The 25,202-nt window shown below is 69.4% G+C and carries 24 protein-coding genes and 1 tRNA gene; 7 read left to right on the top strand and 18 right to left on the bottom strand.

Annotation, left to right across the window (positions count from 1 at the left end; all coding sequences use genetic code 11):
- Position 1 precedes the first annotated feature (1 nt).
- Positions 2 to 772 carry a nucleotide exchange factor GrpE gene (gene grpE, locus FHS29_RS05130; protein WP_184688784.1) on the bottom strand — a complete coding sequence of 257 codons (771 nt, stop codon included), beginning with the start codon at positions 770 to 772 and terminating at the stop codon, positions 2 to 4.
- The gene (gene dnaK / locus FHS29_RS05125) at positions 769 to 2,631 is read right to left on the bottom strand and encodes a molecular chaperone DnaK (RefSeq protein WP_184688782.1); all 1,863 of its coding nucleotides are present in this window, start codon (positions 2,629 to 2,631) and stop codon (positions 769 to 771) included. The genes grpE and dnaK overlap by 4 nt, the downstream gene beginning before the upstream one ends.
- Before the next feature lie 167 nt (positions 2,632 to 2,798).
- On the opposite strand from dnaK, the gene FHS29_RS05120 reads away from it, so the two are divergent.
- Positions 2,799 to 3,362: a DUF5655 domain-containing protein gene (locus FHS29_RS05120; RefSeq protein WP_184688781.1), complete on the top strand. Its 564-nt coding sequence runs from the start codon at positions 2,799 to 2,801 to the stop codon at positions 3,360 to 3,362.
- Here FHS29_RS05120 and FHS29_RS05115 read toward each other — a convergent pair whose 3' ends face one another.
- The 5 genes from FHS29_RS05115 to FHS29_RS05095 all read right to left on the bottom strand — a co-directional run bounded on the left by FHS29_RS05115 (position 3,363) and on the right by FHS29_RS05095 (position 6,739).
- Complete coding sequence (locus FHS29_RS05115; RefSeq protein ID WP_184688779.1) at positions 3,363 to 3,581, bottom strand: hypothetical protein; 219 nt, start codon at positions 3,579 to 3,581, stop codon at positions 3,363 to 3,365.
- A 119-nt stretch (positions 3,582 to 3,700) separates the two neighbouring features.
- Complete coding sequence (locus tag FHS29_RS05110) at positions 3,701 to 4,513, bottom strand: DUF4097 family beta strand repeat-containing protein (RefSeq protein ID WP_184688777.1); 813 nt, start codon at positions 4,511 to 4,513, stop codon at positions 3,701 to 3,703.
- Between the two features lie 774 nt (positions 4,514 to 5,287).
- Positions 5,288 to 5,860, bottom strand: coding sequence for a hypothetical protein (locus FHS29_RS05105; RefSeq protein WP_184688775.1), 573 nt, complete (start codon positions 5,858 to 5,860; stop codon positions 5,288 to 5,290).
- A gap of 23 nt (positions 5,861 to 5,883) precedes the next feature.
- A complete protein-coding gene (locus tag FHS29_RS05100) occupies positions 5,884 to 6,420 on the bottom strand; it encodes a TetR/AcrR family transcriptional regulator (protein ID WP_184688773.1) in 537 nt (178 codons plus the stop codon).
- The gene (locus FHS29_RS05095; RefSeq protein WP_184688772.1) at positions 6,404 to 6,739 is read right to left on the bottom strand and encodes a DMT family transporter; all 336 of its coding nucleotides are present in this window, start codon (positions 6,737 to 6,739) and stop codon (positions 6,404 to 6,406) included. The genes FHS29_RS05100 and FHS29_RS05095 overlap by 17 nt, the downstream gene beginning before the upstream one ends.
- A 131-nt stretch (positions 6,740 to 6,870) precedes the next feature.
- Between FHS29_RS05095 and FHS29_RS05090 the strand changes: the two genes are divergently transcribed.
- Complete coding sequence (locus FHS29_RS05090) at positions 6,871 to 9,141, top strand: (Fe-S)-binding protein (protein WP_184688770.1); 2,271 nt, start codon at positions 6,871 to 6,873, stop codon at positions 9,139 to 9,141.
- A gap of 143 nt (positions 9,142 to 9,284) precedes the next feature.
- Here FHS29_RS05090 and FHS29_RS05085 read toward each other — a convergent pair whose 3' ends face one another.
- Together FHS29_RS05085 and FHS29_RS05080 are read right to left on the bottom strand one after the other, a co-directional pair.
- Complete coding sequence (locus FHS29_RS05085; protein WP_184688769.1) at positions 9,285 to 9,665, bottom strand: phage holin family protein; 381 nt, start codon at positions 9,663 to 9,665, stop codon at positions 9,285 to 9,287.
- A gap of 36 nt (positions 9,666 to 9,701) precedes the next feature.
- Positions 9,702 to 11,009, bottom strand: a complete 1,308-nt coding sequence (locus FHS29_RS05080; RefSeq protein WP_184688767.1) for a hypothetical protein — start codon at positions 11,007 to 11,009, stop codon at positions 9,702 to 9,704.
- 144 nt (positions 11,010 to 11,153) lie between these two features.
- On the opposite strand from FHS29_RS05080, the gene FHS29_RS05075 reads away from it, so the two are divergent.
- The gene (locus FHS29_RS05075; protein ID WP_184688765.1) at positions 11,154 to 12,125 is read left to right on the top strand and encodes a cation diffusion facilitator family transporter; all 972 of its coding nucleotides are present in this window, start codon (positions 11,154 to 11,156) and stop codon (positions 12,123 to 12,125) included.
- Here FHS29_RS05075 and dcd read toward each other — a convergent pair.
- On the bottom strand, positions 12,122 to 12,703 hold the full coding sequence (gene dcd / locus FHS29_RS05070) for a dCTP deaminase (protein ID WP_184688764.1): 582 nt from the start codon (positions 12,701 to 12,703) through the stop codon (positions 12,122 to 12,124). The genes FHS29_RS05075 and dcd overlap by 4 nt on opposite strands.
- A gap of 36 nt (positions 12,704 to 12,739) precedes the next feature.
- Here dcd and FHS29_RS05065 point away from each other — a divergent pair.
- A tRNA-Gly gene (locus FHS29_RS05065) sits at positions 12,740 to 12,810 on the top strand.
- 434 nt (positions 12,811 to 13,244) lie between these two features.
- Entirely contained in the window at positions 13,245 to 13,955 is a 711-nt protein-coding gene (locus FHS29_RS05060; protein WP_221455463.1) for a DUF6218 family protein, read from the top strand.
- Positions 13,956 to 14,082: 127 nt separating this feature from the next.
- On the opposite strand, the gene FHS29_RS05055 is transcribed toward FHS29_RS05060, so the two are convergent.
- The 4 genes from FHS29_RS05055 to FHS29_RS05040 form a co-directional block, all read right to left on the bottom strand.
- On the bottom strand, positions 14,083 to 14,442 hold the full coding sequence (locus tag FHS29_RS05055; RefSeq protein ID WP_184688761.1) for a MerR family transcriptional regulator: 360 nt from the start codon (positions 14,440 to 14,442) through the stop codon (positions 14,083 to 14,085).
- 947 nt (positions 14,443 to 15,389) lie between these two features.
- Positions 15,390 to 15,794, bottom strand: a complete 405-nt coding sequence (locus tag FHS29_RS05050; RefSeq protein WP_184688760.1) for a DUF5313 family protein — start codon at positions 15,792 to 15,794, stop codon at positions 15,390 to 15,392.
- Positions 15,791 to 16,243, bottom strand: coding sequence for a MarR family winged helix-turn-helix transcriptional regulator (locus tag FHS29_RS05045; protein ID WP_184688758.1), 453 nt, complete (start codon positions 16,241 to 16,243; stop codon positions 15,791 to 15,793). The genes FHS29_RS05050 and FHS29_RS05045 overlap by 4 nt, the downstream gene beginning before the upstream one ends.
- Positions 16,244 to 16,257: 14 nt before the next feature.
- The gene (locus FHS29_RS05040) at positions 16,258 to 16,638 is read right to left on the bottom strand and encodes a hypothetical protein (RefSeq protein ID WP_184688756.1); all 381 of its coding nucleotides are present in this window, start codon (positions 16,636 to 16,638) and stop codon (positions 16,258 to 16,260) included.
- 277 nt (positions 16,639 to 16,915) lie between these two features.
- Here FHS29_RS05040 and FHS29_RS05035 point away from each other — a divergent pair, with 277 nt between their 5' ends.
- Both FHS29_RS05035 and FHS29_RS05030 read left to right on the top strand, forming a co-directional pair.
- Entirely contained in the window at positions 16,916 to 17,539 is a 624-nt protein-coding gene (locus FHS29_RS05035) for a LuxR C-terminal-related transcriptional regulator (RefSeq protein ID WP_312864762.1), read from the top strand.
- Positions 17,540 to 17,654: 115 nt separating this feature from the next.
- Positions 17,655 to 19,493, top strand: a complete 1,839-nt coding sequence (locus FHS29_RS05030; protein ID WP_184688752.1) for an acyl-CoA dehydrogenase — start codon at positions 17,655 to 17,657, stop codon at positions 19,491 to 19,493.
- Positions 19,494 to 19,705: 212 nt separating this feature from the next.
- Here the strand turns inward: FHS29_RS05030 and FHS29_RS05025 are convergent, their stop codons facing one another.
- The 4 genes from FHS29_RS05025 to FHS29_RS05010 all read right to left on the bottom strand — a co-directional run bounded on the left by FHS29_RS05025 (position 19,706) and on the right by FHS29_RS05010 (position 25,185).
- Complete coding sequence (locus tag FHS29_RS05025) at positions 19,706 to 20,509, bottom strand: DUF1206 domain-containing protein (protein ID WP_312864761.1); 804 nt, start codon at positions 20,507 to 20,509, stop codon at positions 19,706 to 19,708.
- A gap of 124 nt (positions 20,510 to 20,633) precedes the next feature.
- A complete protein-coding gene (locus tag FHS29_RS05020; RefSeq protein ID WP_376774388.1) occupies positions 20,634 to 22,838 on the bottom strand; it encodes a VanW family protein in 2,205 nt (734 codons plus the stop codon).
- Between the two features lie 112 nt (positions 22,839 to 22,950).
- Complete coding sequence (locus tag FHS29_RS05015) at positions 22,951 to 23,244, bottom strand: GroES family chaperonin (protein WP_184689960.1); 294 nt, start codon at positions 23,242 to 23,244, stop codon at positions 22,951 to 22,953.
- 51 nt (positions 23,245 to 23,295) lie between these two features.
- Positions 23,296 to 25,185 carry an NHL domain-containing thioredoxin family protein gene (locus tag FHS29_RS05010; protein ID WP_184688750.1) on the bottom strand — a complete coding sequence of 630 codons (1,890 nt, stop codon included), beginning with the start codon at positions 25,183 to 25,185 and terminating at the stop codon, positions 23,296 to 23,298.
- Positions 25,186 to 25,202 lie beyond the last annotated feature (17 nt).

Below are 25,202 nucleotides of genomic sequence, written 5' to 3'. Positions count from 1 at the left end.
GTCAGTCCTGCTGCTGCTCGTCCGACGGCTGGTCCGCCGCCGGTTCGTGATCGGTCACCGCGACCAGCGCGGGCCGCAGCACGCGCTCGCCGAACCGGTAGCCGCGCCGCAGCACGGCGGTCACCGTCGGGCCGGTCACGTCCGGGGACGTGCTGTGCTGCACCGCCTCGTGCACCGAGGGGTCGAACTCCTCGCCCTCGTGCCCGAACGGCTCCAGCCCGGTCCCGTGCAGGGCGCCGACCAGCTTGTCGGCCACCGCCTTGAACGCGCCGGTCAGGTCGCCGTGCGCACCGGCCCGCTCGATGTCGTCCAACACCGCCAGCAGTTCGTTCGCCACCTGCGCCTTGGCGTTGGTGATCACCGACTCCCGGTCGCGCTCGACGCGCTTGCGGTAGTTGGCGTACTCGGCGGTGAGCCGCTGGAGGTCGGCGGTCCGCTCGTCCAGCTGCGCCTTCAGCTCGGCGGCCGGGTCGGCGTCCGCGAGGTCGGCCTCCGGGGCGGCGTGCCTGCCGCCCCCGTCGCCCGCGCCCGCCTCGTCCGGGCCGGTGCCCGGAGCCGACGCCGAGCCCGACCCGTCCGAGCCTTCCGGCGCGCCGGCGGCTGCCGACCCGCCAGGGGTACCCGCCGCACCGGAGGTCTCCGGTGCGGCAGCGGTCTCCGGTGCGTCCTCCGCGACCGGGGGACGCACCTCGCCGGTCTCCGGGTCGATCCGGCGACGGTCGCGCACCACCACGTGGGGCTGCTCTTCCGGCTGGGACTGGGGCTGGGTCACTTCTTCTCGTCCTCGTCCACGATCTCGGCGTCCACCACGTCGTCGGCCTTGGCACCCCCGGCGGCACCGGACGGGCCGGCGTCACCGGTGGGCGCGTCCGCGGTCGGGTTCGCGCCGGTGTTGGCGTACAGGGACTGGCCGATGGCCTGCGACTCGGTGGCCAGCTTCTCCACCGCGGACCGGACCTTGGCGATGTCCGTGCCCTTCAGCGCCTCGTTGGTCTCCTCGATCGCGGCCTTGACCTTCTCCTTGACGTCGGCCGGGATCTTCTCGTCGTTCTCCTTGACGACCTTCTCGGTCTGGTAGACGAGCGTCTCGGCCTGGTTGCGGACCTCGGCCTCGTCGCGGCGGCGCTTGTCCTCCTCGGCGTGCGCCTCGGCGTCCTTGATCATCCGGTCGATGTCGTCCTTCGGCAGCGCCGAGCCGCCGGTGATCGTCATCCGCTGCTCCTTGCCCGTGCCCATGTCCTTCGCGGACACGTGCACGATGCCGTTCGCGTCGATGTCGAAGGTGACCTCGATCTGCGGGACGCCGCGCGGGGCGGGCGGCAGGCCGGTCAGCTCGAACATGCCGAGCTTCTTGTTGTCCGCCGCGAAGTCGCGCTCACCCTGGAAGACCTGGATCTGCACGGACGGCTGGTTGTCGTCGGCCGTGGTGAAGATCTCGGACCGCTTGGTCGGGATGGTCGTGTTGCGCTCGATGAGCTTGGTCATCACGCCGCCCTTGGTCTCGATGCCCAGGGACAGCGGGGTGACGTCGAGCAGCAGGACGTCCTTGACCTCGCCCTTCAGCACACCGGCCTGGAGCGCCGCGCCGACCGCGACGACCTCGTCCGGGTTCACGCCCTTGTTCGGCTCGCGACCGCCGGTCAGCTCCTTGACCAGCTCGGCCACCGCCGGCATCCGGGTGGAGCCGCCGACCAGCACCACGTGGTCGATGTCGCCGACCGAGATGCCGGCGTCCTTGATCACGTTGTTGAACGGGGCGCGGGTGCGCTCCAGCAGGTCGTTGGTGATCCGCTGGAACTCGGCGCGGGACAGCGTCTCGTCCAGGAACAGCGGGTTCTTGTCCGCGTCGACGGTGATGTAGGGCAGGTTGATGGCGGCGTTGTTCGAGCTGGACAGCTCGATCTTCGCCTTCTCGGCGGCCTCGCGGATCCGCTGGAGGGCCATCTTGTCCTTGGTCAGGTCGATGCCGCTGGACTGCTTGAAGCGCTCGACCAGCCAGTCCACGATGCGCTGGTCCCAGTCGTCACCACCGAGGTGGTTGTCACCGGAGGTCGCGCGCACCTCGACCACGCCGTCGCCGAGCTCCAGCAGCGAGACGTCGAACGTGCCGCCACCGAGGTCGAAGACCAGGATGGTCTGCTCCTTCTCGCCCTTGTCCAGGCCGTAGGCCAGGGCGGCGGAGGTGGGCTCGTTGACGATGCGCAGCACGTTGAGGCCCGCGATCTGGCCGGCCTCCTTGGTGGCCTGCCGCTGCGCGTCCTCGAAGTACGCGGGGACGGTGATCACCGCGTCGGTGATCTCCTCGCCCAGGTACGCCTCGGCGTCGCGCTTGAGCTTCATCAGCACCCGCGCGCTGATCTCCTGCGGCGTGTACTTCTTGCCGTCGATCTCGTCGGTCGTCCAGCTCGTGCCGATGTGCCGCTTCACCGACCGGATCGTCCGGTCGACGTTGGTCACCGCCTGGTTCTTGGCGGGCTGACCGGTGAGCACCTCGCCGTTCTTGGCGAAGGCCACGATGGACGGGGTGGTCCGCGACCCCTCGGAGTTGGCGATGACCGTCGGCTCGCCACCTTCGAGAACCGCGACGACAGAGTTGGTCGTCCCCAGGTCGATGCCGACCGCTCGCGCCATTGGATTCCTCCTGGTAGTGCGTCTGTGAGAGCCCCGCGTTGAGCGGCGTGGACTCAAGTTTGCCAGGCTGCCCCGACTTGAGTCCACTCGACTCAATCTTTCTGCTCGTCCAACGAGTGGGAGTCGTCGGGTGTTCCCGGCTGACGGTGATCCGGGACACTCGACCCATGGACTCGCCCGCGGACATGACGGCCGCCGTTACTGCCTCCATGCTCGAGCGCACCGGCCGCACGCTGGACGAATGGGTCGCGCTGGTGGCGGACTCCGGCCTCGACCCGACCGACCGGAAGACGGTCCGCGCGTGGCTGCGGGACACCCATGGCGTGAGGCAGAACTCGCAGTGGGCCATCGCCGACGCGGCGGCCCGTGCGGCGGGCTGGGTGGAACCGACCTTGGCGGAGTACGTCGACTCGCAGTACACCGGGCGCAAGGCACCTCTGCGGCCCGTCTACGACCGGATCGCCGTACTGGCGCTCTCCCTGGGCGAGGACGTCCGCGCCGAGGGTCGCGCGACCTACGTGCCGTTCGTGCGGGGGCGCCAGTTCGCCGCCGTCCAGGCCCTCGCGACCAGGGTGGACCTCGGCCTGCGCTTCACCGAAGCCCCGACCGGCGGCCGGCTGGCACCAGGCGGTCCCGGCCAGTCGACCCACAAGGTGTCGCTGACCGGGACCGATGAGGTGGACGGGGAGGTGGAAGCGCTCCTGCGCGCGGCGTACGAGCAGAACGCCTGATCAGGAGCCCTGGTCCGGCGACGACCGGTCGTCCCCGCGCGGCCGGCGCCTGGTGAGGATCCGCAGCGCGTCGGCGGCAGCCCGCCGGCGCGCCGGTTTGCCGGACCAGATCAACGGGAGGATCACGAGCAGCAAGAGCAGGAAGCGGAGGCCCGCCACAGCGGTCACGGAGATCACCGCGGGCGTGGCTTCGGTCACCCAACTGGCCAGTCCGATCAACGCAACCTCCGACGCGTCGACGTCGACCTGACCAGGTTATCCATCAGAGGGACACGGCGGACCACCCCAACCGGGTGATCGTCGGGGCCCGCCCCGGGCGGGCCCCGACCACCGACCTCTCAGGCGGCGCGCAACGTCAGGTCGCCGCTGTTGGACCGCAGGACCAGCTCGACGGAGGCGTTCGGATCGCTCTTCACGTCGATGTTCTTGTCCCCGCTGCCGGCTTCGACCTCGACCCGGTACGCACCCTGCGGCACCCGCACGTTCACGTTGCCCGACCCGGCCTCCGCGCGCACGGGTCGCACGGCCGCCATCTCGACATCGATGTTGCCGGAGTTGTTGTCCACCATCACCGGCCCGCTCATCTTCGACAACCGGATGTCCCCGGACCCGACCTTGCCGTTGAACTCCCCGCCGATGTCCGAACCGATGACGTCACCGGAGCCGTTGTCCACCCGGACCACCCCGGCCACGTTGCGGACGGTCGCGTTGCCCGACCCGACACTGATCTCGACACTGGCCACACCGTCCAGCGTCACGTCACCGGAACTGTTGTCCCCGAGGATCTTCACGTCCTTGGAAGGCACGGTGACCTCGTAGTTGACCGAACACCGGTTGCCGCACCCGTCGAGCACGAGGGTGTCGCCCTCCAACCGGTGCGTGACCCCGGTCGGCTTGTCGGCGTCCTTCGGGTACTCGACCTTCCGCCGGACCTCGGTGCTCCCGGCCCCGTCCCGACTGCGCACCACGACGTTCCCCGAACCGTTCTGAAGGCGAACAGTGGAAACCGTCTCGGTCACCTCGTGCCGATCATCGAAGCTGTTCTGCACCAGCCGCACACAAGACGACAGCGCCCCCGCCACAGCCACCGCCATGACGGCCGCCAACGCGATCCGCTTAACCACCACTGCCCCCTCAGGCATCAAGGTCATTACCCACAAACTAGGACCCGGCCCCGCCCACCGACACCAGGAAGGCCCCCGACCCACTACGGGGGCTGTCCCTACCCCATCCGTCAGCGAACCCCCGCCCACCGGCTGCGCGCCCCGCGCACACCTGTGGTCCGCCTGCGCGCCCCGCGCACACCTGCGATCCGCCTGCGCGCCCCGCGCACACCTGCGATCCGCCTGCGCGCCCCGCGCACACCTGCGATCCGGCTGCGCGCCAGCGCACACCCCTGCTGCTGCGTGTCATCCCCGTATGGCCTGCGCGCCAGCGAACCGCATGTGTCAAGGGCAGATCGAACCCGCGACCACCGAACACACCCTCACGATCTGCCCTTGACGCATGTGGTTGTCTCCGACCAGGTCATACGGGGAGGACACGCAGACCACCGCCCTTCAAGGCTCGAAGAGCTTTGAAGGGCTTTTGTGGAGATCCTTGGCGGCCAGCCCGTCCGGCGAGGACGCTTTTCAAGCCCGTAGACCCCAACCCACCGAATCCACCCCGAGGCCACGCTCCGCAGGCGTCCCCTCGACGTGAACGCCCCCGACACACACCCAACCAGCCAGGTACGACAATCCCCGCGCCCAAAGCTGAGAACCGCCACGCAGCCCAACCCTCGAACTCTCAGCTGAAGACCCTCAAGCCCACCCTCAGCCCTCAGCCCCAGGCCCAGGCCCCTCAAGTCCAAGCCCCTTCGAACCAGGCCCCTCAGCCTTCAGCCCGAAGCCCTCAAGCCCTCAAGCCCTCAAGCCCTCAAGCCCTCAAGCCAACGACTCCACCACCGCACGCAACGCCGGAGCACACCGCGCCGGATCCCCCAGGAACCGCTCCGAAGCGATCACGTGCGACTCCGTCATCCGCTCCCACACCAACCCCTGCACCGAAACCACCGTGATCACCAACCGGAACGGCTTCACGTACCGCCCCAGCCGGCTCTCCACCCCCCGCACGACCTCCCCGACCGGCAACGCACCGGGCGACCGCCCCGCGTGCACCCGCTCGTACTCCGAAGCCGCGCCCTTCAACGCCAGCACCGCCGCCCGCAAGCTGGGCCGGATGGCCAACGACGCCCCGCCCGGGTCGATCGGCGACCCCGAGGGCAGCTCCGTCCGGGCGTGGTCGAGCACGTCCGCCCACCACCCGAGCCACTCCTCCGCCGCCCCGCCGCGATCCACCCCCGGCGGCACGAACACCGGCACCGACGGGTCCAGGCCAGGCAGTTCCGGCACGGTGTCGACCGACAGCGCCAACGTGTCACGGAGGAACAGAGCGGTGTTGACCGTCTGGTTCGTCCCGTGCGACACCTGCCACGACTCGCGTCCGGCGAACTTCATGCCCACAGTGTCCCGCGTGAAGGTCATCGAGAGGGCATCAGAAGGGACACGACCGGCTCCATCTGTTCCGCCGTTGGGGGGAAATCCGCGATCAGGCCCTGGATCAGCAGCCCGTCCAGCGCCGCCACGAACCCCAGGAACGCCGCCGGCTCCATCGTGCCGAACACGGACGACAGCAGCGTGATCCACCGGCGGGCCGCCGGCCGCAGCTCGGGCCGCCGCGCCGCCAGCAGGTACAGCTCGTACTCGGCCAGCGTCCGCCCCCGGTTCACCCCCACGGCCTCCGCCAGGAACCGGGCCACCGAACCCGGCGTCGGCTTGACCGCCCCGAACCCCAGCGCCATCTCCCGCGCGGACCACGTCAACGTCGCGATCAGCAGGTCGTCCAGGGTCGCGTAGTAGTACGTCGACGACGACACCGGCAGGTCGGCTTCACGGGCCACGGACCGGTGCGACACCCCGGCCACCCCTTCACGCTCGATCACCCGCAGCGTCGCCGCGAGCAGCGCACGCCGCCGCCGCTCGCCCCTCGCCCTGCGCCCGTCAGCCGGCGGACGCACCGGCACTGCCCAGCTCGATCGCCACCACACCCAGCACGACCAGCACGAGTCCGCCGATCATGGTGAGGTTGATCGGCTCCTCGAACAGCACCACACCGACCGCCGCCACCGCCGCGATGCCGAACGCGCACCAGATCGCGTACGCCACGCCGATCGGCATCCCCGCCTTCAACACGTACCCGAGCGAGGTGAACGCCACGAGGTACCCCACCACCACCGCCACCACCGGCCACGGCTTGGTGAACCCCTCGGACAGCTTCAGCGACACGGTGGCCACCACCTCGCCCATGATCGCCAGTGCGAGCAGCAGGTACACCACAGCGCACCTCCCAACTAGTTGAACACCTGTCCCACTAGTTTATGTGATCGGCCACGCTCAGGTGGTTACCCGTGAGTAGTCGGGCGTAGGCTGCCCAGCCAGGAGAACGGACGAGAAAGGCCGCCACCACAATGGGAGCCCTCCAGCTCACCCTCGGCGCCATCGGCGTCGCCGTCAGCGTGTACGCCTGGGGTCTGTTCGTGGCCGGTGTGGTCCGGATGATCAGGATCATCCGCCTGGGCCAGCCCGACGCGACTCGCAACGGCCCGTTCGGGCCGCGCCTGCGCACCCTGCTCGTGGAGTTCGTCGCGCACACCAGAATGGCCAAGTTCCGCAAGGTCGCCCCGTGGCACTGGATGGTGATGTGGGGCTTCCTCATCGGCTCCGCGGTGCTGTTCGAGGCCTACGGCGAGGTGTTCTACCCGCCGTTCCACTGGCCGGTCATCGGCACGTGGTCGCTCTGGGCCCTGCTCATCGAACTGCTCGGCCTCGGCACGGTCGTCGGCGGTGTCGCGCTCGCGATCATCCGCCAGCTCAACCACCCGCGCCGGGCCGACCGGCTGTCCCGGTTCGCCGGTTCGAGCTTCAAGGCCGCCTACTTCGTGGAAGCGGTCGTGATCATCGAGGGTCTCGGCATCCTCGGCGTGAAGGCGTTCAAGCAGTCCTCCGGCCTGGAGGACCCGCCGCTGTGGTCGTCGTTCGTCACGCAGCCGCTGAGCCACATCCTGCCCGCCAGCCCCGACTGGATCTCCATCATGGCGATCGTCAAGCTGCTGTCCGGCATGATCTGGTTGATCGTCGTCGGGCGGAACCTGACCATGGGTGTCGCGTGGCACCGGTTCAGCGCGTTCTTCAACATCTACTTCAAGCGCGAGGACGACGGCGGGGTCGCGCTCGGCGCCTTGAAGCCCATGATGAGCGGCGGCAAGGTCCTCGACCTCGAAGAAGCCGACCCGGACAAGGACGTGTTCGGCGTCGGCAAGGTGGAGGACTTCTCCTGGAAGGGCTGGCTGGACTTCAGCACCTGCACGGAGTGCGGTCGCTGCCAGTCCCAGTGCCCGGCGTGGAACACCGGCAAGCCGCTGTCCCCGAAGCTGGTCATCACCCAGCTGCGCGACCACGCGTTCGCCAAGGCCCCCTACCTGCTGGCCGGCGGCAGCCGGGACATGGCGGGCGACGAGGTCGGCCTGACCGAGGACAAGTACGAGGACTACCAGAAGCGCCTGGAGTCCATCGACGTGCTGGCGATGGCCGAGTCCGAGCGCCCGCTGATCGCCGGCGCCGAGGAGCTGGGCGTCATCGACCCCGAGGTGCTGTGGTCCTGCACCACGTGCGGCGCGTGCGTCGAGCAGTGCCCGGTGGACATCGAGCACGTCGACCACATCGTCGACATGCGCCGCTACCAGGTGCTGATCGAGTCGAACTTCCCGTCCGAGCTGGGCGGCATGTTCAAGAACCTGGAGAACAAGGGCAACCCGTGGGGCCAGAACGCCAAGGACCGCCTGGCCTGGACCGAAGGCCTGGACTTCCCGGTGCCGGTGTTCGACGGCGAGCTCGGCGACACCGAGTACCTGTTCTGGGTCGGCTGCGCCGGCGCCTTCGAGGACCGCGCCAAGAAGACCACCCGGGCCGTCGCGGAGCTCCTGCACACCGCGGGCGTCAAGTACACCGTGCTCGGACCGGAGGAGACCTGCACCGGTGACCCGGCGCGGCGCGCGGGCAACGAGTTCCTGTTCCAGATGCTGGCGCAGCAGAACGTCGAGGTCCTCAACACCGTCTTCGACGGCCGCGACCCCGGTCAGCGCAAGATCGTCGTGACGTGCGCGCACTGCTTCAACACCCTGGCCAACGAGTACCCGCAGGTCGGCGGCCAGTTCGAGGTCGTGCACCACACCCAGCTGCTGAACCGCCTGGTGCGGGAACGCCGGCTGGTGCCGGTCGCCGAGATCGCGGAGGACGTCACCTACCACGACCCGTGCTACCTGGGCCGGCACAACAAGGTCTACGAGGCCCCGCGCGAGCTGGTCGGCGCGTCCGGCGCGAAGCTGCGCGAGATGCCCCGCCACGGCGACCGCTCCATGTGCTGCGGCGCGGGTGGCGCGCGGATGTGGATGGAGGAGCGCATCGGCAAGCGCATCAACATCGACCGCGTGGACGAGGCGCTCGGCACCGCCCCGTCGAAGATCGCCACCGGCTGCCCGTTCTGCCGCGTGATGCTCACCGACGGCGTGACGGCCCGCCAGAACGAGGGTCAGGCCGGCTCGCACGTGGAGGTCGTGGACGTGGCGCAACTGCTGCTCACCGCCGTTCGCCGGGGCAAGGAGCGCCAGGACGTGCCGACGGACGAGGTGCCCACCGGCACCCCGCTGCCGGACGAGGACAAGGCACCCACCCAGCGCTAGCAGAGCCGAGAAGAAGGCCCGCCCGTCCTGTGTGGACGGGCGGGCCTTCTTCTCGGTCGACCAGTCCCTCGAACCAGTCAGGCCCTCGGACCGGTCAGCCCTCAGACCAGTCAGCTCGAACCGGTCAACCCTCCGAACCCCGGTCAGTCCCCGTCCGTGATCCGGTCGTACACCAGGTTCAGCACCCAACTGGCCAGCGCCACGATGATCGCGCCGAAGAACGCGGGCCAGAAGCCGGTCACCTCGAACGGCAGGCCGAACTGCTGCGCCAGCCACCCGGTGAGCCAGAACAGCAGCCCGTTCACCACCAGGCCGATCAGCCCGAGCGTCACCAGGTAGAAGACGCAGCCGAAGAACTTCACCAACGGCTTCACGATCACGTTGACGAGCCCGAACAGCAGCGCCACGCCGAGGAGCGTGCCGATCTTCGCGGGTGTCGAGCCTTCCCCGAGGTCGATGCCGGGGATGACCGTGGAGACCCAGACCGCCACCGCGGTCAGCAGCACGTGCACCAGAATGCCCATGCCGCGCAGGCTAGCGGTGACGGTGGTCCGAACGGCTCAGGCGCGACGACGCCTGCGTGCCGCCAAGTAGGCCAACGCCCCACCGCCCACCAGCAGCCCGCCGATCACCACGAACACCCCCGGCGCCACACCGGTCGACGCCAGGCCACCGCCGCCGCTCACCACTGCGACCGGCGCGGCGACGGTGCCCGACGCGGTCCCGGGCTCCTCCGCCGTCGTGGGCGTCGCAGCCGCAGTGGACGTCGCGGACGTCGCCGATGTGGGCGTGGTGCCGGTCGACAGCTTGATCGGCACGATCGCGTGGTTGTTCCTCACGTTGGAATCGCGGAAGCCCTGCGCCGAATTCGGCCGGCTGAACAGGTGCAACTCTTCGATGTCCGCGCTGTCCAGCACGTACCGGATGCCGATCTCCACGGTCCCGCCCGGCTGGAGCACCTCACGCAGCCCGAATTCCTGACCGGACGCCTCCATCACCAGGCTGTCGGTCACCGACCGGGCCGGACCCATCCGGAACATGGTGAACTTCGCCCGGTCCGCGACCGGCCCCAGGTTCGTCACCGGCACGGTCAGCTCGACCTCGTCGCCGAGCGCATAGGTGTCCTTGGCGGGCGTCAGCTTCGGCGTGCCCATCGCGAAGTCGATCGTCTGCCAGACGTAGCGGACATCGGCACGTCCCGCGCCGGCTACCGGCACGGTGATCGTCTTCCTCCTGGTGACCGGGTCGACGTCCAGCTCGGTCAGCGGTGCGGCGATGTGCGCGGCCGGCGCCCGGTCGGCTGCCTCCAGCACGTACTCCCCGGCGGGCAGGTCCCGGAACACGTACCCGCCCTCGCCGAGCACCTCGGGCGACGGCAGCTCGACCGCGCCACGGGTGAGGCGCAGCGTCCGCGCCACGGCGAGACCGTGCTCGTCGGGCTGCCGCACGCCGTCCTCGTTCTGGTCCACGAACAGCCGTCCTTCGACGGTGCCGCCGACCAGCCCGAAGTCGACCGTGCCCGGTCCCTTCCTGGCCGGTCCGACCCGGAACACGTCGGCATCCACGACCTGGACGTCCAGGTCGACCTTCGGGAGCCCCTCGGCCCGGTAGCGGCCGGACGCGTCGGTCGGGAACTCGCCGAGCACGGCCCGAGTCGCGGCATCGACGATCCGCACGCCACGGCTGTTCCCGTAGACCGGCTCGCCCCATTCCCACACGTTGTTCTCGTTGCGGTCGAACCAGAGTTGGCCTTCGAGCACGACGGAGTCCTCCTGCGCTCCCGCCACGCCCGCAGGGCCCACCGCCAACGTCGTCAACGCCGTCATCAGGGCAGCCGTCAGCGCAGCTGCCGAACGCAGGTCCTTCACCCTTGTTTCCCCCCGATATGGAATAACCACCTGCTTATCGACCGACTGCCGGGCCGCGTTTCACGATTTGCCTCACAGCGGCGACAGGTCACCGCGACGCATCCGCGACGCGCGAGCCGACGCCGGTGGACTTACGGTCGGCTCATGAGTTCCAAGGGCGGGGAGAGCACGCTGACCGTGCTGCTGGCGCTGGCCGTGAACCTGGCCATCGCGGTGATGAAGGCGATCGCCGGCGCGATCACCGGATCGGCGGCGATGCTCGCGGAAGCCGCCCACTCGGTGGCCGACACGTTCACCGAAGGCCTCCTGCTCACCGCCCTGCGCCGCTCGGAACGCCCCGCCGACCGCCGCCACCCGTTCGGGTACGGGAAGGACCGGTTCTTCTGGTCGCTGCTGGCCGCCGTGTCGATCTTCGTGTCGGGCGCGGTGTTCGCGTTCTACGAGGGGATCCGCGCGGTCTTCGGCGAGTCGACCGAGCAGACCAATCCGGGCGTCGGGTACGTGGTGCTGGCGATCGCGTTCGCGCTGGAGTCGGTGTCGTTCACGCAGGCCGTGCGGCAGGTGCGGCGTGAGTCGCGGGCCGAGGGCCGCTCGGTGCTCGCGTACCTGCGGATGTCCGACGACCCGACGGTGAAGACGGTGTTCATGGAGGACTCGGCGGCCCTGGTCGGCCTGCTGCTGGCGTTCGGCGGGCTCGGGCTGCACCACCTGACCGGCTCGTCGGTCTGGGACGGCGTGGCGTCGCTGCTGATCGGCGTGCTGCTCGCGTTCGCGGCCTACGTGCTGGCCGGCACGAACCGCGGCCTGCTCATCGGCCGCCAAGCCGACCCCAAGCTGGTCCGCGCGGTGTGGGACCACCTGCGCGGGGTGCCCGAGGTGGAGCAGGTGGTGGACCTGCTCACGATGGCCGTCGGCACCGACCGGGTCCTGCTGTGCGCGCGGCTGGACTTCGACGACGCCCTGTCGGCGGCCGACCTGGAGCGGGCCTGCGTGCGCATCGACGGCGAGCTGCGCACCCGCTGGCCCGACCTGGACGAGGTCTTCCTGGAACCGGTGCCCAGGACGGACCCGGAACTGCGGTCACGAGTGCTGGCCAGGTACGGCAACCTGCTCTAGCGCCGCGTCTCCGACCGGTGGAAGTTCAGGTAGGCGCGGGACGGCGTGGGCCCCCGCTGCCCCTGGTACCGCGAGCCCGCCTGCTTCGACCCGTACGGGAACTCGGCCGCCGAACTGAGCCGGAACAGGCAGAGCTGGCCGATCTTCATGCCCGACCACAGCGTGATCGGCAGGTTGGCGACGTTGGACAGCTCCAACGTGATGTGCCCCGAGAACCCGGGATCGATGAACCCGGCCGTCGAGTGCGTCAGCAACCCGAGCCGCCCCAACGACGACTTGCCCTCCAACCGCCCGGCAAGATCATCCGGGAGGGTGACGGACTCGAACGTCGAGCCGAGCACGAACTCGCCCGGGTGCAGCACGAAGGGTTCGTCGTCGGGCGTCTCGACCAACGAGGTCAGGTCGTCCTGCTGGATCGAGGGGTCGATGTGCGTGTACCGGGTGTTGTTGAACACCCGGAAGAACCGGTCGAGACGGACGTCGATGCTGGACGGCTGCACCATGACGTCGTCGAACGGCTCCAGCACCAGGCGGCCCGAGTCGACCTCTTTGCGTAGATCGCGGTCACTCAACAACACGGGCACAGCCTATGTGTATGATCGGACCCGCAGCACGCGGGTGTAGTTCATTGGTAGAACGACAGCTTCCCAAGCTGTAGAGGCGGGTTCGATTCCCGTCACCCGCTCTTGATCGCGAAGGCCCAGGTCGGCACCGGTTCCCCGGTCTCACCTGGGCCTTCGTCGTGATCGGACCCCACCGCCGAGCACCCGCGGGCAGCAGGCCGTTTCGCGTTCCAGCCCCGGCACGGCGAAGGTCGACCCCGGCGCGGTCCCCATCGCTTGCTCGGTGCGGTCCCGTTGACCTTGAGCGTCATGGCGTCGGCAGGGGCGGGCGGGGCGACGTGGTCGCCGGCGGGGGACAGGTGAGCTGTTGGGGGTGCAGTTCCGCCACCCGACCCCACACCCGGTTGCGAAAGTCCAGCTCGTCGACCGGATGCGAGTGGCACTCGACAAATGGTCCGTGGGCGTGATCGGGAAAGTCGTTCCTTCGTCGCAGTAATTGCGTGATCATCGGGTACCCGGACTATTCGATGCGCGGAACACATAGGCGGTTGATGCAATGGTTGTCGAAGTGCCCCAGCACAGCCCTCTCGGTCTGCTCTCCACTCGGACGGGCGACCGGCGGACGATGATCGGGCACGTTGTCGTGTGCCGGGCGGACGACGGGACGTTGGCCGTCTGGCACGTCGACACCGAAGGCTTACGCACGGCGGCTTGGGTCGAGAACGCGGAGGACGTGTTCGCGGACGGTGAGGCTGCTCGACGGGTGCTCCTCCGGTGCCGGAAGAGGGGGTTGCTGGTGTGGGAGCCGACGGGTGCGATCGCGACCCTCCGTGAGTTGGAGGCGGTCGCGGGGATTCCCGGGACGGACTGGGAGGCACGGGTGTGCGCCATTCCGGACCTGCTCGCCGAGATCGAGCGCATCCGGGCCGGGTACCAGGAGCGCGTGGCCGAGGAACAGGCGGTGAAGAAGAACGTCGCGCCGCTCGACTGGCAGCTCGAACTGCCGGTACCGCCGCCCGCCACGCCGGCCGAACTCCAGGAGCTGGCACGGTTCGCGCCCCTCACCGCTCCGTCGGCCGCCGCGACCGAAGCGCTGATGATCGGGCAGCTCTGCGCGTGGGTCGTGCAGCGGTGGCGGGAGACCGCGGTGGTGCTGGGGCGGCGGGACTACCTGCGGGCCGCGTTCGGGCAGCCCACGGTTCTCCCGCCTGCGTGGGAGGCACGGCTGGCGGACGCGTTCGCCGCGGATGCCGCGCCGAAGAGTTGATGGCGGCCTGGTTCGGCCGCGAGCAGGATCGGTTCACCGGATCGGGGACGTCGACGCGGTAGCGGTCACGACTCGGAGCCGTGGGCTGAGCTCGGCTTTCGGGTCGACGTCCCGGGTCTCGGGTGGCCTACACGCCCCGCAGGGGCGGGTACGGCGTCTCGGGCGTCTCGGGCGCCGGCTTGGCGTTGAGGGCCCTGGCTTCTTCGAGCTGGTCTTCGAGGGTGACGATGCGGCAGGCCGCTTCCAGGGCGGTGCCCTGGTCGACCAGTTCCCGGACGCGGGCCGCCAGGCGCAGTTGGTAGCGGGAGTACCTGCGGTGGCCGCCCGCGGAGCGCTGCGGCTCGATCAGTTTCGCCTCGTCGAGGCTGCGCAGGAACCCCGCGCTGGTGTTCAGCATCTCCGCGGCCCGGCCCATGGTGTAGGCGGGGTAGTGGTCGTCGTCGAACTTGTCGGCCGCGGACTGCGGTTGGTTGCTCTCTGGGGTCATCGCGCCTCCGCATCACGAGGGGCCCCGGCGCAGTAGCGCCGGGGCCCCAGGGTGTTGGGTTTCACTTCCATCAACCGACCGTGAGATCGATTTCCTCTGTCCGCCGGACCCGCACCAGAGGCGGGCACTGCGGGGATCGCTTGTGCGTAACCGAAGACCACCTTCCAATCCGATGGAACCGCGGTACCTGTTCGGCAGAGTTCAGCCGTGAACAGGCGATCCGATGGTGTGCAACCCTTCCCTTCTCCTCTGTTACGCGAACTTCTCATCCTCACGTGACCGTCGGCACCGGACCTCTTGCACACGCCGGTTTCACCTCGCCGACAGTCCTTGGTCACCCGCCGGAACCCCTTCTACCGATCGGCCCCGGCGCATCTGACCGTCCTGACTTGCGCCTTGCACTTGCTTTGCGACTTACTACTTGCACTTGCATCTAGCTCTTGCACTTGCGACTTGCACCTGCGTCTTGCTATTTCACCTACGACTTGCACTTCAACTTGCTTACGACTTGCACTTCAACTTGCATCGAACTCGTACTGCGTCTTGCCGGTACTGCGGTACTGCATCCTGCGGTAGTACTGCCTTGCTGGTACTGCGCCTTGCTCCTACTGGTACTTCCCACTTCCGACTGTCGGCTCCGGGTGTCGTGCGTACTGCGGTAGTGCTCCCGGACTTGCGTGCCGATCGTCCTTGGCCACCCTGCCGGAACCCCTTCCACTGATCGGCTCCAACACGCCTGGCCGTCTTGCGCCTTGCCTTGCCCTCACGGGTAGTTCGTCATCTCCCGTGTTCATGTCTCTCTCGCAACAAGGAGAACACTACACACACCGAGGGGCGAATGTCTACCTCCGCTGGCATAGATTTGCTCGAACGAGTGGCACAGGCATGTTGACCTGCACGTTCACGTCCCGGGCTGCGTCAGTTCCGGCGGCCGACCCCGATCCCGGTCACCCGGGTGGGGTTCGCCAGGCCTCGTTGTAGCGGCGTTCGCGGTCGCGGTCGGTCTCGGTGGATCGCTCCTTGCGGTACGTGCTGGCCGCCGCGCGGGGATAGCCGTACTTCGTCATGCGGTGGTCGGTGCTCTCGATGGCGTACGACACCGCGAAGTACACGCCGACCACCAGCCCCAGGGAGCCGCAGGCGATGGCCAGCGGCAGCGGCGAGCCCAGGCCCCAGACCAGGGCCAGCGTGATCACGATCGTCAACGGCAGGACCTGGAGCAGCGCACGGGCCACGAACCACGCCAGCCAGGTCGGCTTGGTCGCCTGGTGGAAGACCCAGTCGCGGTACTTCACCGGCAGTCGGCCGCCGACGAGGTACCAGGCCCGCAACAGCAGAGGCGGCTTGGTCATGTGCGGTCCGTCGCGGCGATGACGCGGGTCAGTACGGCGTGCAGGTCCTGCAGCTCGGCCAACGTCATGCCGAGGCGCTCGACCACCGCGGGCGGGATCGACAGCGCCTGTTCCCGCAGGGCCGCACCCCGCTCGGTCAGCCCCACGGCGAGCTGGCGCTCGTCGGAGATGGCCCGCGACCGGGTGATGTAACCGATCGACTCCAGCCGCTTGAGCAGCGGCGACAAGGTCGCGGGCTCCAACGCCAGCAATCGGCTCAGCTCCTTCACCGACAGCGGTGTCCCACCCCACAGGGCCAGCATGACCAGGTACTGCGGGTGCGTCAGACCCATCGGTTCCAGCAGCGGCCGGTAGAGGGCCACCACGTTCCTGGATGCGATGGCCAGGGCGAAGCAGACCTGCCGGTCCAGGGCCAGCGGGTCGCCCTCGAAAGTTTGTGCACTAATCATTAGTGCACAGAGTACTACCTGGTCTCCAGCTCCGCCCAACCCCCGCCGGACGCCAGCACGGCCCGCACGCTCGCCGCGTGCTTCGCGACACCCGCCAGGTCGCCGTGCAGCAGGGCCGCCCGATCCGCGTCGACCGGCACGTGGTCGTCGCGCCACAGATCCACCGGGAGGCTGATCACGAACACCACGGAGTCGACGAGCCGCAGCACCGGCGCGTCACCGGGGCACTGGGACCTGATCTCCGCGCACGCCGACGCGATCTCGCGCAGCCCGAGCACGGCCGCCGCGGGTGTCCCGTCCCACGACCCGTCCGGCCACAACCGCGTGCTCAGCGCCAGCCACAGGCTCCACCCGGCGGCCGACTCCGTCTCGTCCCGCGGCTGCCAAGCACCCATGGACCCCACTGTGGCGGCACCGAGCCGATCGGACCGCATGAGCCTGCCCACAAAGCCCCGAGCGATCGGTGTGCGCAAGACCACACTCGATCCCCGGCTCACGCTTGCCACCCTCGTCCGGCTAGGTCAACGGAGTGAACCGCTCGAAGTTTTTCCGCGAATCACCGTCATGTTCAGCGGGTACGTGACTCCTATCCACATGCGAACCGGTGTCAACGCGCGTCCGTCGTCCGCGGCGGGCGCAGGTCGGCATGTCACGGAACCGGGTATCGCGCTGGTGGACCCCATACCGCTGTTCCGCGAGGGCCTCTCGGCCGTCGTCCGCCGGACACCGGGGCTGCACTGGCTCGGCTCGACCGGCCACCTGAACACGGCCGTCCGCCTGCACGAGCGCCTGCGGCCGGACGTGCTGCTGATCGACTCCGTGCTCGACCCGCAGGGCCACCTGGCGACCCTGCTGACCGGCAACGACCCCCAACTGCTGGTGATCTCGCTGGTCCGCGAGCCGCACCGGACCGCGAAGTACGTGCGGGCCGCGCTGTCCGCCGGGGTGCGCGGCATGGTGCCGAGGGCGGGCGAGATCGGCGAGGTGCTCCAGGCGATCGTGCGCGGCCACCAGGAGCGGATGTACCTGGACCCGACGCTCGCGCCGCTGGCCGCCGGCTTCACGCCCACCGCCGAGGCCGGGTCGCGCCGCGCGCTGTCCCGCCGGGAGTACGAGGTGCTCCAGCTCATCGCGGACGGCCTGGAGAACCAGGCGGTCGCGAACGAGCTGTACGTGTCCGTGGAGACCGTCCGCACGCACGTGAAGAACATCCTGCGCAAACTCCGGGCACGGGACCGCACGCACGCCGTCTCGCTCGCCTACCAGGCAGGACTGCTCAGCAGCAACATGAAGTAGGCCGGTTCCGCCCGCCACATCCGGGTGGTCGGCCTTGCCGGGGTTACTGACAGGTAATACCCTGTTGTTACCGGTCAGTAAGGGGACAGCCCCGACCTTCATGGAGTGAGACGAGATGGGTCACTACAAGAGCAACGTCCGAGACCTCGAATTCAACCTGTTCGAAGTCTTCAACGTGCAGGACCACCTCGGCACGGGGCCGTTCGAGCAGTCCGACGAGGACACCGCGCGCGGCGTGCTGGCCGAGTTGAACAACCTGGCCGTCGGCCCGCTGGCGGAGTCCTTCGCCGACGCCGACCGCAACCCGCCGGTGTTCGACCCCAAGACGCACTCGGCGACGCTGCCCGAGTCGTTCAAGAAGTCCTACCGGGCCATCTGGGACGGCGAGTGGTACCGCCTGTCGCTGCCCAACGAGCTGGGCGGCTTCGGCATCCCGCCGTCGGTGCAGTGGGCGGCGTCCGAGCTGATCCTGGGCGCGAACCCGGCCATCTACATGTACCTGGCGGGCCCGAACTTCGCGACGGTCGTCTACCGCAACGGCACCGAGCGGCAGAAGCGGTGGGCCGAGCTGATGATCGAGCGCGGCTGGGGCGCCACCATGGTGCTCACCGAGCCCGACGCCGGCTCCGACGTGGGCGCGGGCCGCACCAAGGCGGTGCTCCAGGAGGACGGCTCGTGGCACCTCGACGGGGTCAAGCGGTTCATCACCTCGGGTGACCAGGACCTGACCGAGAACATCATGCACCTGGTGCTGGCCCGTCCCGAGGGCCCCGGCATCGAGGCGAGGCCCGGCACCAAGGGCCTGTCGCTGTTCCTGGTGCCGAAGCTGCACTTCGACCCGGAGACCGGCGAGCCGACCGGCGAGCGCAACGGCGCCTTCGTCACCAACGTCGAGCACAAGATGGGCCTCAAGGTCTCGACCACCTGCGAGCTGACCTTCGGCCAGCACGGCGTGCCCGCGAAGGGCTGGCTGCTGGGCGAGGTGCACGACGGCATCGCGCAGATGTTCCAGGTCATCGAGTACGCCCGGATGATGGTCGGCACCAAGGCCATCGGCACCCTGTCGACCGGCTACCTGAACGCCCTGTCGTACGCCAAGGAGCGCGTGCAGAGCGCCGACCTGACCCGGATGACGGACAAGACCGCGCCGCGCGTCACCATCACGAACCACCCGGACGTGCGACGTTCGCTGATGTTGCAGAAGGCGTACGCCGAGGGCCTGCGCGCGGTGTACCTGTACACGGCCACGTTCCAGGACCGGATCGCGCTGGGCGGGCCGGACAAGGAGCTGGCGGAGAAGGTCAACGACCTGCTGCTGCCGGTCGTGAAGGGCGTCGGCTCGGAGCGGGCGTACGAGCAGCTCGCGCAGTCGCTGCAGACGCTGGGCGGCTCGGGGTTCCTCCAGGAGTACCCGATCGAGCAGTACATCCGGGATTCCAAGATCGACTCGCTGTACGAGGGCACCACCGCCATCCAGTCCCTGGACTTCTTCTTCCGCAAGATCATCCGGGACAAGGGCCAGGCGCTGGGCTTCATCAACGGCGAGATCCAGAAGTTCCTGGACAACGAGGGCGGCAACGGCCGGCTCAAGGAGGAGCGGGCGCTGCTCAAGCAGGGCCTGGAGGACCTCCAGGGCATGCTCGGCGCGCTGGTCGGCTTCCTGACCACCTCGCAGGAGGACGTGCGCAACCTGTACAAGGTCGGCCAGAACTCCGTCCGGCTGCTGATGACCGCGGGCGACGTGCTGGTGGGCTGGCTGCTGCTGCGCCAGGCCGAGGTGGCGCTGGCCAAGCTCGACGGCCAGGTGTCGGCCCGGGACAAGGCGTTCTACGAGGGCAAGGTCGCGGTCGCGTCGTTCTTCGCGAAGTCGGTCCTGCCGGAGCTCTCGGCCCGCCGCAAGATCGCCGAGACGACGGACAACTCGCTGATGGACGTGGACGAGGCCGCGTTCTGAGCTGAGGGTCCGGCGTTGGGTTGACGGCTTGACCGAAGGGCGGCACCCCCGGTTCGCGGGGGTGCCGCCCTTCGCGCTGTCCGGATGTCCCGGACGGCCGCCTGGTCCGGTTCGGGTGGCGGCAAGAGGGTCACGTCAACCGAGGCACACCCGAGGAGGCAGACCAGGGCCGAGGTGGAACCTGACGCCGGCGGTGCTCGTCACCGCCGGCGTCAGTCCTTGTGGGCACGCGCAGCGGCGAAGCAGTAACCGCCGAACCCCAGGAACCCCAGGGCGATCACGGCGAGCAGGAAGACCCCGTAGGGCTGGGCGGCGAGCGTGTGCAGGGCCTTGTCCAGGCCACCGGACTCGGCGGGGTTGGCGGTGATCGCCGCGAAGCCGACCAGGATGCCGATCAACGCGTACGAGATGCCCTTGCCGATCCAGCCGATGCGGCCGAGCCGTTCCACCCACTTCCGCGACGCGGCGGGCAGCTCGGACATGTTCAGGTCGTCCTCGAACGCCTTCTTGAAGCCCTTGCGCGCCACCGCGACGCCGAGCCCGATGACGAATAGCGCCACCGCGCCGACCAGCACCTGGCCGAACGGCAGCGCGAGCACGCGGGCCGTCCAGGTCTGGGACTGCTCGGTGGAGCTGGACTGGCTGCTGCCGGTCGCGTAGTTGACCGCGGCGATGCCGATGGCGGTGCCGGTGATGGCGCGGCCGGCCGAGCCGAGCCGGCGGAAGACCCGCTTGCGCTCGGGGGAGACCCAGTTGTAGCCGGAGGCGGCCATGGCGATCTGCCAGACCGCGAACGCGAACAGCCCGATGGCGAGGATCCACAGCAGCACCGGCCCGAAGCCGGTCTGGGTGAGGGTCGCCACCGCGCCCTTCTGGTCGGTGCGTTCCCCGCTGTCACCGAAAACCACCTGGGCGGTGAGTACGGCGAGCAGCACGTGCACCAATCCGTAGCACACCATCCCACCGCGACCGAGGAACTGCACGGCCGGGTGACGTCTTACCGAGTGAACGCTCACGAACGGGTGACTACCCCGCTGGTGGGCGTTCTAAGCAAACCCGGTGGTCAGGCGTGCCGAGCCAACCCGTTGGTCGGGTGTGCCGGGCGGACGCGGTGGTAGGGCGGCCGGGCGGACGCGGTGGTCAGCCCGCCGGTGGGGCTTCGCAGACGATCTTCGGCGACGGGTCGTAGCGCACCGTGCGCGACTCGGAGCGGGTCTGGCCGGTGCGGCGGTCCTTGATGGTGCGGGTGTCGGTGACCGTGAAGCCCTGCGCGCCGGCGCTGTTCACGCACGGCTGGGTGTTCTTCTTGACCTCGTTCGGCTCGGTGAAGTTGGACTTCTCGCTGGTCGAACCGCTGACGTCGTAGTTCTTCGTGCCCCACAGCACGATCCGGATCGAGGACGGCGTCCAGATCGTCTGGATCGCCACGCCCGTGTCGTCCGGGTTGGTGAACTTGATGTCGATCAGGCTGTTGCCCGCGTTGTCCATGAACACGGTGGCCTCGCGGCCCGCCGGGTAGCGCGAGATCCAGTAGCTGTGCTCCTTGTGGCCCGCGTCCTTCATGCCCGCGTGGTAGCCCGCGTTGTACAGCGTGGTCGCGAACTGCGAGATGCCGCCGCCGACCGCGCGGCCGGGAGCGCCGTTCTCGATGATGCCCGCCTCGACGTAGCCCTGCGCCAGGCCGCGCGGACCGGTGTGGCCGTTGAGCGAGAACGTCTCGCCGGGCTTGACGATCGCGCCGTTCACCTTCTCCGCCACCACGCGGATGTTGGTGCCCGAGTCGGCCGCGAAGCCACCGGTCTGGAACTCGCCGATGACCTCCTTGATGCCCATCTTGTTGGCCTGCTCGGTGGTCACCTTGGCGGGCGTGTGCTTGTACTCCGCCTTGATCTCCCGCTTGTCCGCGCTCTTCAGCACGTCCATGAACGGCACCAGGGACTTCTCCCAGTCGATGCCGAGGCCGTCCACCGACTCCTTGACGGTCGGCTTGCCGCCCTCGAACACGATCTCGGCGTCCTTGCCCTCCTTCTCGGTGTCCTTCAGCTGCGGGCCGGCGGCTTCGACGACCTTGTTGTTGTCCACCTTGACGATCAGGTTGCCGTCGTCGGCGGGCTCGAACACCAGGGTGGCGGCCAGCTGCTCGGGCGTGAGCGTGGCGTCCTTGCCCTCGCCCTTGACGACCACCGGCGCGGCGGTGGCGGGCTTGGCGAACTCCTCCAGCGCCTTCTGCACGCCTGCCTTGGTGGTCTTCACCGGCGTGGTCGCGACCGGCAGCTCGATGGTGCCGCCGTCCGCCCAGTCCGCGAGCAGCTTGTCCGACGCGCCCGGCACGTCCAGCTTCTGGCCCTGCTTCGGGTCCACCGCGACCGGCGTCGCGCCCTCGAACCGGATGGTGCCCTCGGCCGGGTCGTGGTCGGTCTTGGCGCGCAGCGCCTCCAGCGCGGCGGTCAGCTTCGCCTCGTCGCTGCGGGTGGCGAAACCGACCTCGCGGGAGGTGAAGAACGAGGTCACGCGGGTGATCGGGGACAGCGGCTGGTCGCCCGCCCGGTCCAGGGTGGCGACCCAGTCCAGCTCCAGCCCGGCGCCCTGCGGGTCGAACTCGGTGGTCACGTCGCCCGCCTGGGTCTTCACCGGCTGGGCCAGCCGCGGGCCGATGGTGTCGCGCAGCTTCTGCTCGGCGGCGGTGTGGCTCATACCGCCCACGTCGACGCCGGCGACCGTCACGCCGCGCGGCACGTTGCCGCCGGAGATCAGCATGTCCGCGCCGTAGAGCACGACCAGCAGGCCGAGCACGCTCGCCGCGACGATGAGGACCTTCCGCCGGTTCTTCCGCCGGGCGTCGCCCTCCTCGGCCGCGGTCTTCTCGTCCACCATCACCGGGCCCAGCACGGTGGCCTCGGGCTCCGACACCGGGCTGGCGAAGACCGTGGTCTCCTCCGACGGCGACGGGTTGCGCGGGTTGTCCGGCGGGAACGCGCGGGTCTCCGCGGCCGGCGGGACCGCCGCACGGGTCTGCTCGGCCGGTGGGGTTGCCGCACGGGGCTGCTCCGCCGGCGGGTTGAGCTTGTGCGTCACCGACTCGGCCGGCGGCGCGAGGTCGCGGGTGGCCTCGCCGGGCATGATCCGCGTCGCCTCGGACGGCGGGACGTTGCGCACGGTCGGGGCCGACGACGGCTCGTCCGGCTCCTCCTGCGGCCAGGCCTCCTCGTCGGTGGGCCAGGCGGCCTCCTGCACCGACGACGCCGGGATCTGCGTCGTGCGCTCCGAAGCGGTGCCCGACGGGCGGACGGGCTCGAACGCCCTGGTCCGCTCAGCGTCGTACTCCGGTCGCTGGTTCTCCGGCACCGCTCCCCCTCTTGCCTCTCGCAAGTCCTCGGGACTGCTTACCCGACCGCCGTCACGCGTCGATCACTTCTCGGTGCTGCACAGGTCTCGGTGCTTCACAGGTACCCGCGCTTCACAGGTAGAGACCGGTGCCGTGGTCCGACCGCTCGCTGGCGACGGCGTGCACGTCCCGTTCCCGCAGGACCAGGTAGGTCGCGCCCTGCACCTCGAACTCGTACTGGTCCTCCGGGTTGAACAGCACCCGGTCACCGACCTTGACGTGCCGCACGTTCGTGCCGACGCCGTGGACGTCACCCCAGGCCAGACGCTTGGCCATCTGCGCGGTCGCCGGGATCACGATGCCGCCGCTGCTGCGGCGCTCACCGTCCTCCGGCGAGATCCGCACCATGACGCGGTCGTGCAGCATCTGGATCTCAAGCTTGACATCGGGCACCAGCAGAGTCTACGTGGCGCCTCGTCAGCCCTCGTCCAGGCCGCCCATCAGCAGGGGCAGCCGGTGCGGGGCGTCCGCCGTGACGCGGATCGGCACGCCCCAGTCCTGGCGGGTCAGCTTGCACACCGGGTGCTCCACGGCGGGGTCGTCGGTGCAACTGGCGGCCTGCGCGACGACGTGCAGCACGCCCTCGGTGAAGCCCTCGGCGATGTGGATCGTGCGGGTCAGGTCGGTGCCCACGCCGGCGCCCGCTGTCAGGAGTCCGGGCGGCGAGCTGGTGATCTCCAGCCGTGTCGACGGGCCGTAGCGGTCGTCCAGCCTGGTGCCGGCCGGCGGGGTGAAGACGACCTTCAATTCCAGGTCGCCGGGCGCGAGCAGGGTCGGCGGTCGGCGCACCTGGTGGGCCTCGCCGAGGACTTTCGTGCCGGGCGCCACGGGGCGCTCCAGGCGGTGCGCGGCGGACGCGACGACCACCAGCTCGCCGTCCGCGTAGAGGACGTCGGACGGTTCGGCGATGTCGGTCGCGAGCGTGGACACCTCCCCGGTCGAGGGGTCGTAACGCCGGATCGCACCGTTGTAGGTGTCGGCGATGGACACGGTGCCGTCCGGCAGCACGGCGACGCCCAGCGGGTGCTGGAGGAGGGCTTGGTCGGCTTCGCCGTCGCGGTGGCCGAAGTCGAACAGCCCCTTGCCCACGGCGGTGTGCACCTCGCCGTGCTCCAGGTAGCGGAGGGCGGAGGTCTCGGAGTCGACCAGCCAGAGGCGGTCCCCGTCGGCGGCCAGGCCGGAGGTCTGCGCGAAGAAGGCCTCCTCGAACGAGCCGTCGCCGAGCCCTTCGACCGTGGTGCCCGCGAGGCGTTCCAGGCGGCGTTCGGCGGGCTTGAACAGGCCGAGGGTGTGGTTGCCTGCCAACGCGACGGCGACGCCCCCGGCGGGCTCCCACCAGGTCACGTCCCAGGGGCTGGTGAGACGGATCCGGTGGGCCGGGCCGTCCGTCTCGCCGTCCATCCACTGCTCACCCGTGCCCGCGACGGTGGTGACCTCGCCGGTGTCCAGGTCGAGGCCGCGCAGGAGGTGGTTGACGGTGTCGGCGACGACCACGTGGTAGCCGACCTCGGCGGCGACGTCGGCGGGGAGGAGGGTCAGGCCGGCGGGCTCGGAGAAGCTCGGGTCGAGACCGTCGCGCCGCCCCCGCTCGCCCGTGCCGATGCGGCGGATGACCGTCTCGCCGTCGAGTTCGAGCTCGACCAGGCTGTGGTGGGCGGAGTCGCTGACCAGGAGCGTGTTGTTCGGGGTGACGAGTGCCTTGGCCGGGAAGCGGAGTTCCGTGTCGGCGGGGGCGGGCGGCACGTAAGGACCTTCGCCGCGGTGCAGCGTGCCCTTCGCGTCGTGCTCTTCGACCAGCTCGGAGACGACCTGGCGCAGCGCGTCCACGTGGCCTTCGCCCGCGGCGACGTGCACGACGTAGCCCTCGGGGTCCACCACGACCAGCGTGGGCCACGCCTTGACGGCGTAGTTCTGCCACGTCGTGAGTTCGGGGTCGTCCAGCACGGGGTGGTGCACTTCGTAGCGTTCGACCGCTGCCTTGAGCGCGTCGGCGTCGGCTTCGTGCACGAACTTCGGCGAGTGGACGCCGACGGTGACCAGGACGTCCGCGAACTCGGCTTCGAGCGGGCGGAGTTCGTCGAGCACGTGCAGGCAGTTGATGCAGCAGAAGGTCCAGAAGTCCAGCAGCACGACCTTGCCGCGCAGGTCTTTGAGCGCGATGTCGCGGTCACCGGTGTTGAGCCAGCCGCGACCGACCAGTTCGGGGGCGCGGACGCGGGCACGGCGGCGTTGAGCAGTCGTCACGTTCGAAGTCAACAGGACGCCGGCGCGTCCTGTTCCGCCCGTCCACCATATGAGCGAAGCCATCTTTCGTTTTGTTCGTT

It is taken from the genome of Saccharothrix tamanrassetensis (assembly GCF_014203665.1).
Classification (GTDB): domain Bacteria; phylum Actinomycetota; class Actinomycetes; order Mycobacteriales; family Pseudonocardiaceae; genus Actinosynnema; species Actinosynnema tamanrassetense.
Note: the sequence above shows the minus strand (reverse complement) of the source record. Positions and strands in the feature narration are given on the sequence as shown.

Excerpts from the sequence above, each read along its gene's own strand:
- dnaK (WP_184688782.1), bottom strand. The coding sequence starts at position 2,631 with ATGGCGCGAGCGGTCGGCATCGACCTGGGGACGACCAACTCTGTCGTC.
- FHS29_RS05120 (WP_184688781.1), top strand. The coding sequence starts at position 2,799 with ATGGACTCGCCCGCGGACATGACGGCCGCCGTTACTGCCTCCATGCTC.
- FHS29_RS05110 (WP_184688777.1), bottom strand. The coding sequence starts at position 4,513 with ATGACCTTGATGCCTGAGGGGGCAGTGGTGGTTAAGCGGATCGCGTTG.
- FHS29_RS05105 (WP_184688775.1), bottom strand. The coding sequence starts at position 5,860 with ATGAAGTTCGCCGGACGCGAGTCGTGGCAGGTGTCGCACGGGACGAAC.
- FHS29_RS05090 (WP_184688770.1), top strand. The coding sequence starts at position 6,871 with ATGGGAGCCCTCCAGCTCACCCTCGGCGCCATCGGCGTCGCCGTCAGC.
- FHS29_RS05085 (WP_184688769.1), bottom strand. The coding sequence starts at position 9,665 with ATGGGCATTCTGGTGCACGTGCTGCTGACCGCGGTGGCGGTCTGGGTC.
- FHS29_RS05075 (WP_184688765.1), top strand. The coding sequence starts at position 11,154 with ATGAGTTCCAAGGGCGGGGAGAGCACGCTGACCGTGCTGCTGGCGCTG.
- FHS29_RS05060 (WP_221455463.1), top strand. The coding sequence starts at position 13,245 with ATGGTTGTCGAAGTGCCCCAGCACAGCCCTCTCGGTCTGCTCTCCACT.
- FHS29_RS05055 (WP_184688761.1), bottom strand. The coding sequence starts at position 14,442 with ATGACCCCAGAGAGCAACCAACCGCAGTCCGCGGCCGACAAGTTCGAC.
- FHS29_RS05050 (WP_184688760.1), bottom strand. The coding sequence starts at position 15,794 with ATGACCAAGCCGCCTCTGCTGTTGCGGGCCTGGTACCTCGTCGGCGGC.
- FHS29_RS05045 (WP_184688758.1), bottom strand. The coding sequence starts at position 16,243 with ATGATTAGTGCACAAACTTTCGAGGGCGACCCGCTGGCCCTGGACCGG.
- FHS29_RS05040 (WP_184688756.1), bottom strand. The coding sequence starts at position 16,638 with ATGGGTGCTTGGCAGCCGCGGGACGAGACGGAGTCGGCCGCCGGGTGG.
- FHS29_RS05030 (WP_184688752.1), top strand. The coding sequence starts at position 17,655 with ATGGGTCACTACAAGAGCAACGTCCGAGACCTCGAATTCAACCTGTTC.
- FHS29_RS05015 (WP_184689960.1), bottom strand. The coding sequence starts at position 23,244 with ATGCTGCACGACCGCGTCATGGTGCGGATCTCGCCGGAGGACGGTGAG.
- FHS29_RS05010 (WP_184688750.1), bottom strand. The coding sequence starts at position 25,185 with ATGGCTTCGCTCATATGGTGGACGGGCGGAACAGGACGCGCCGGCGTC.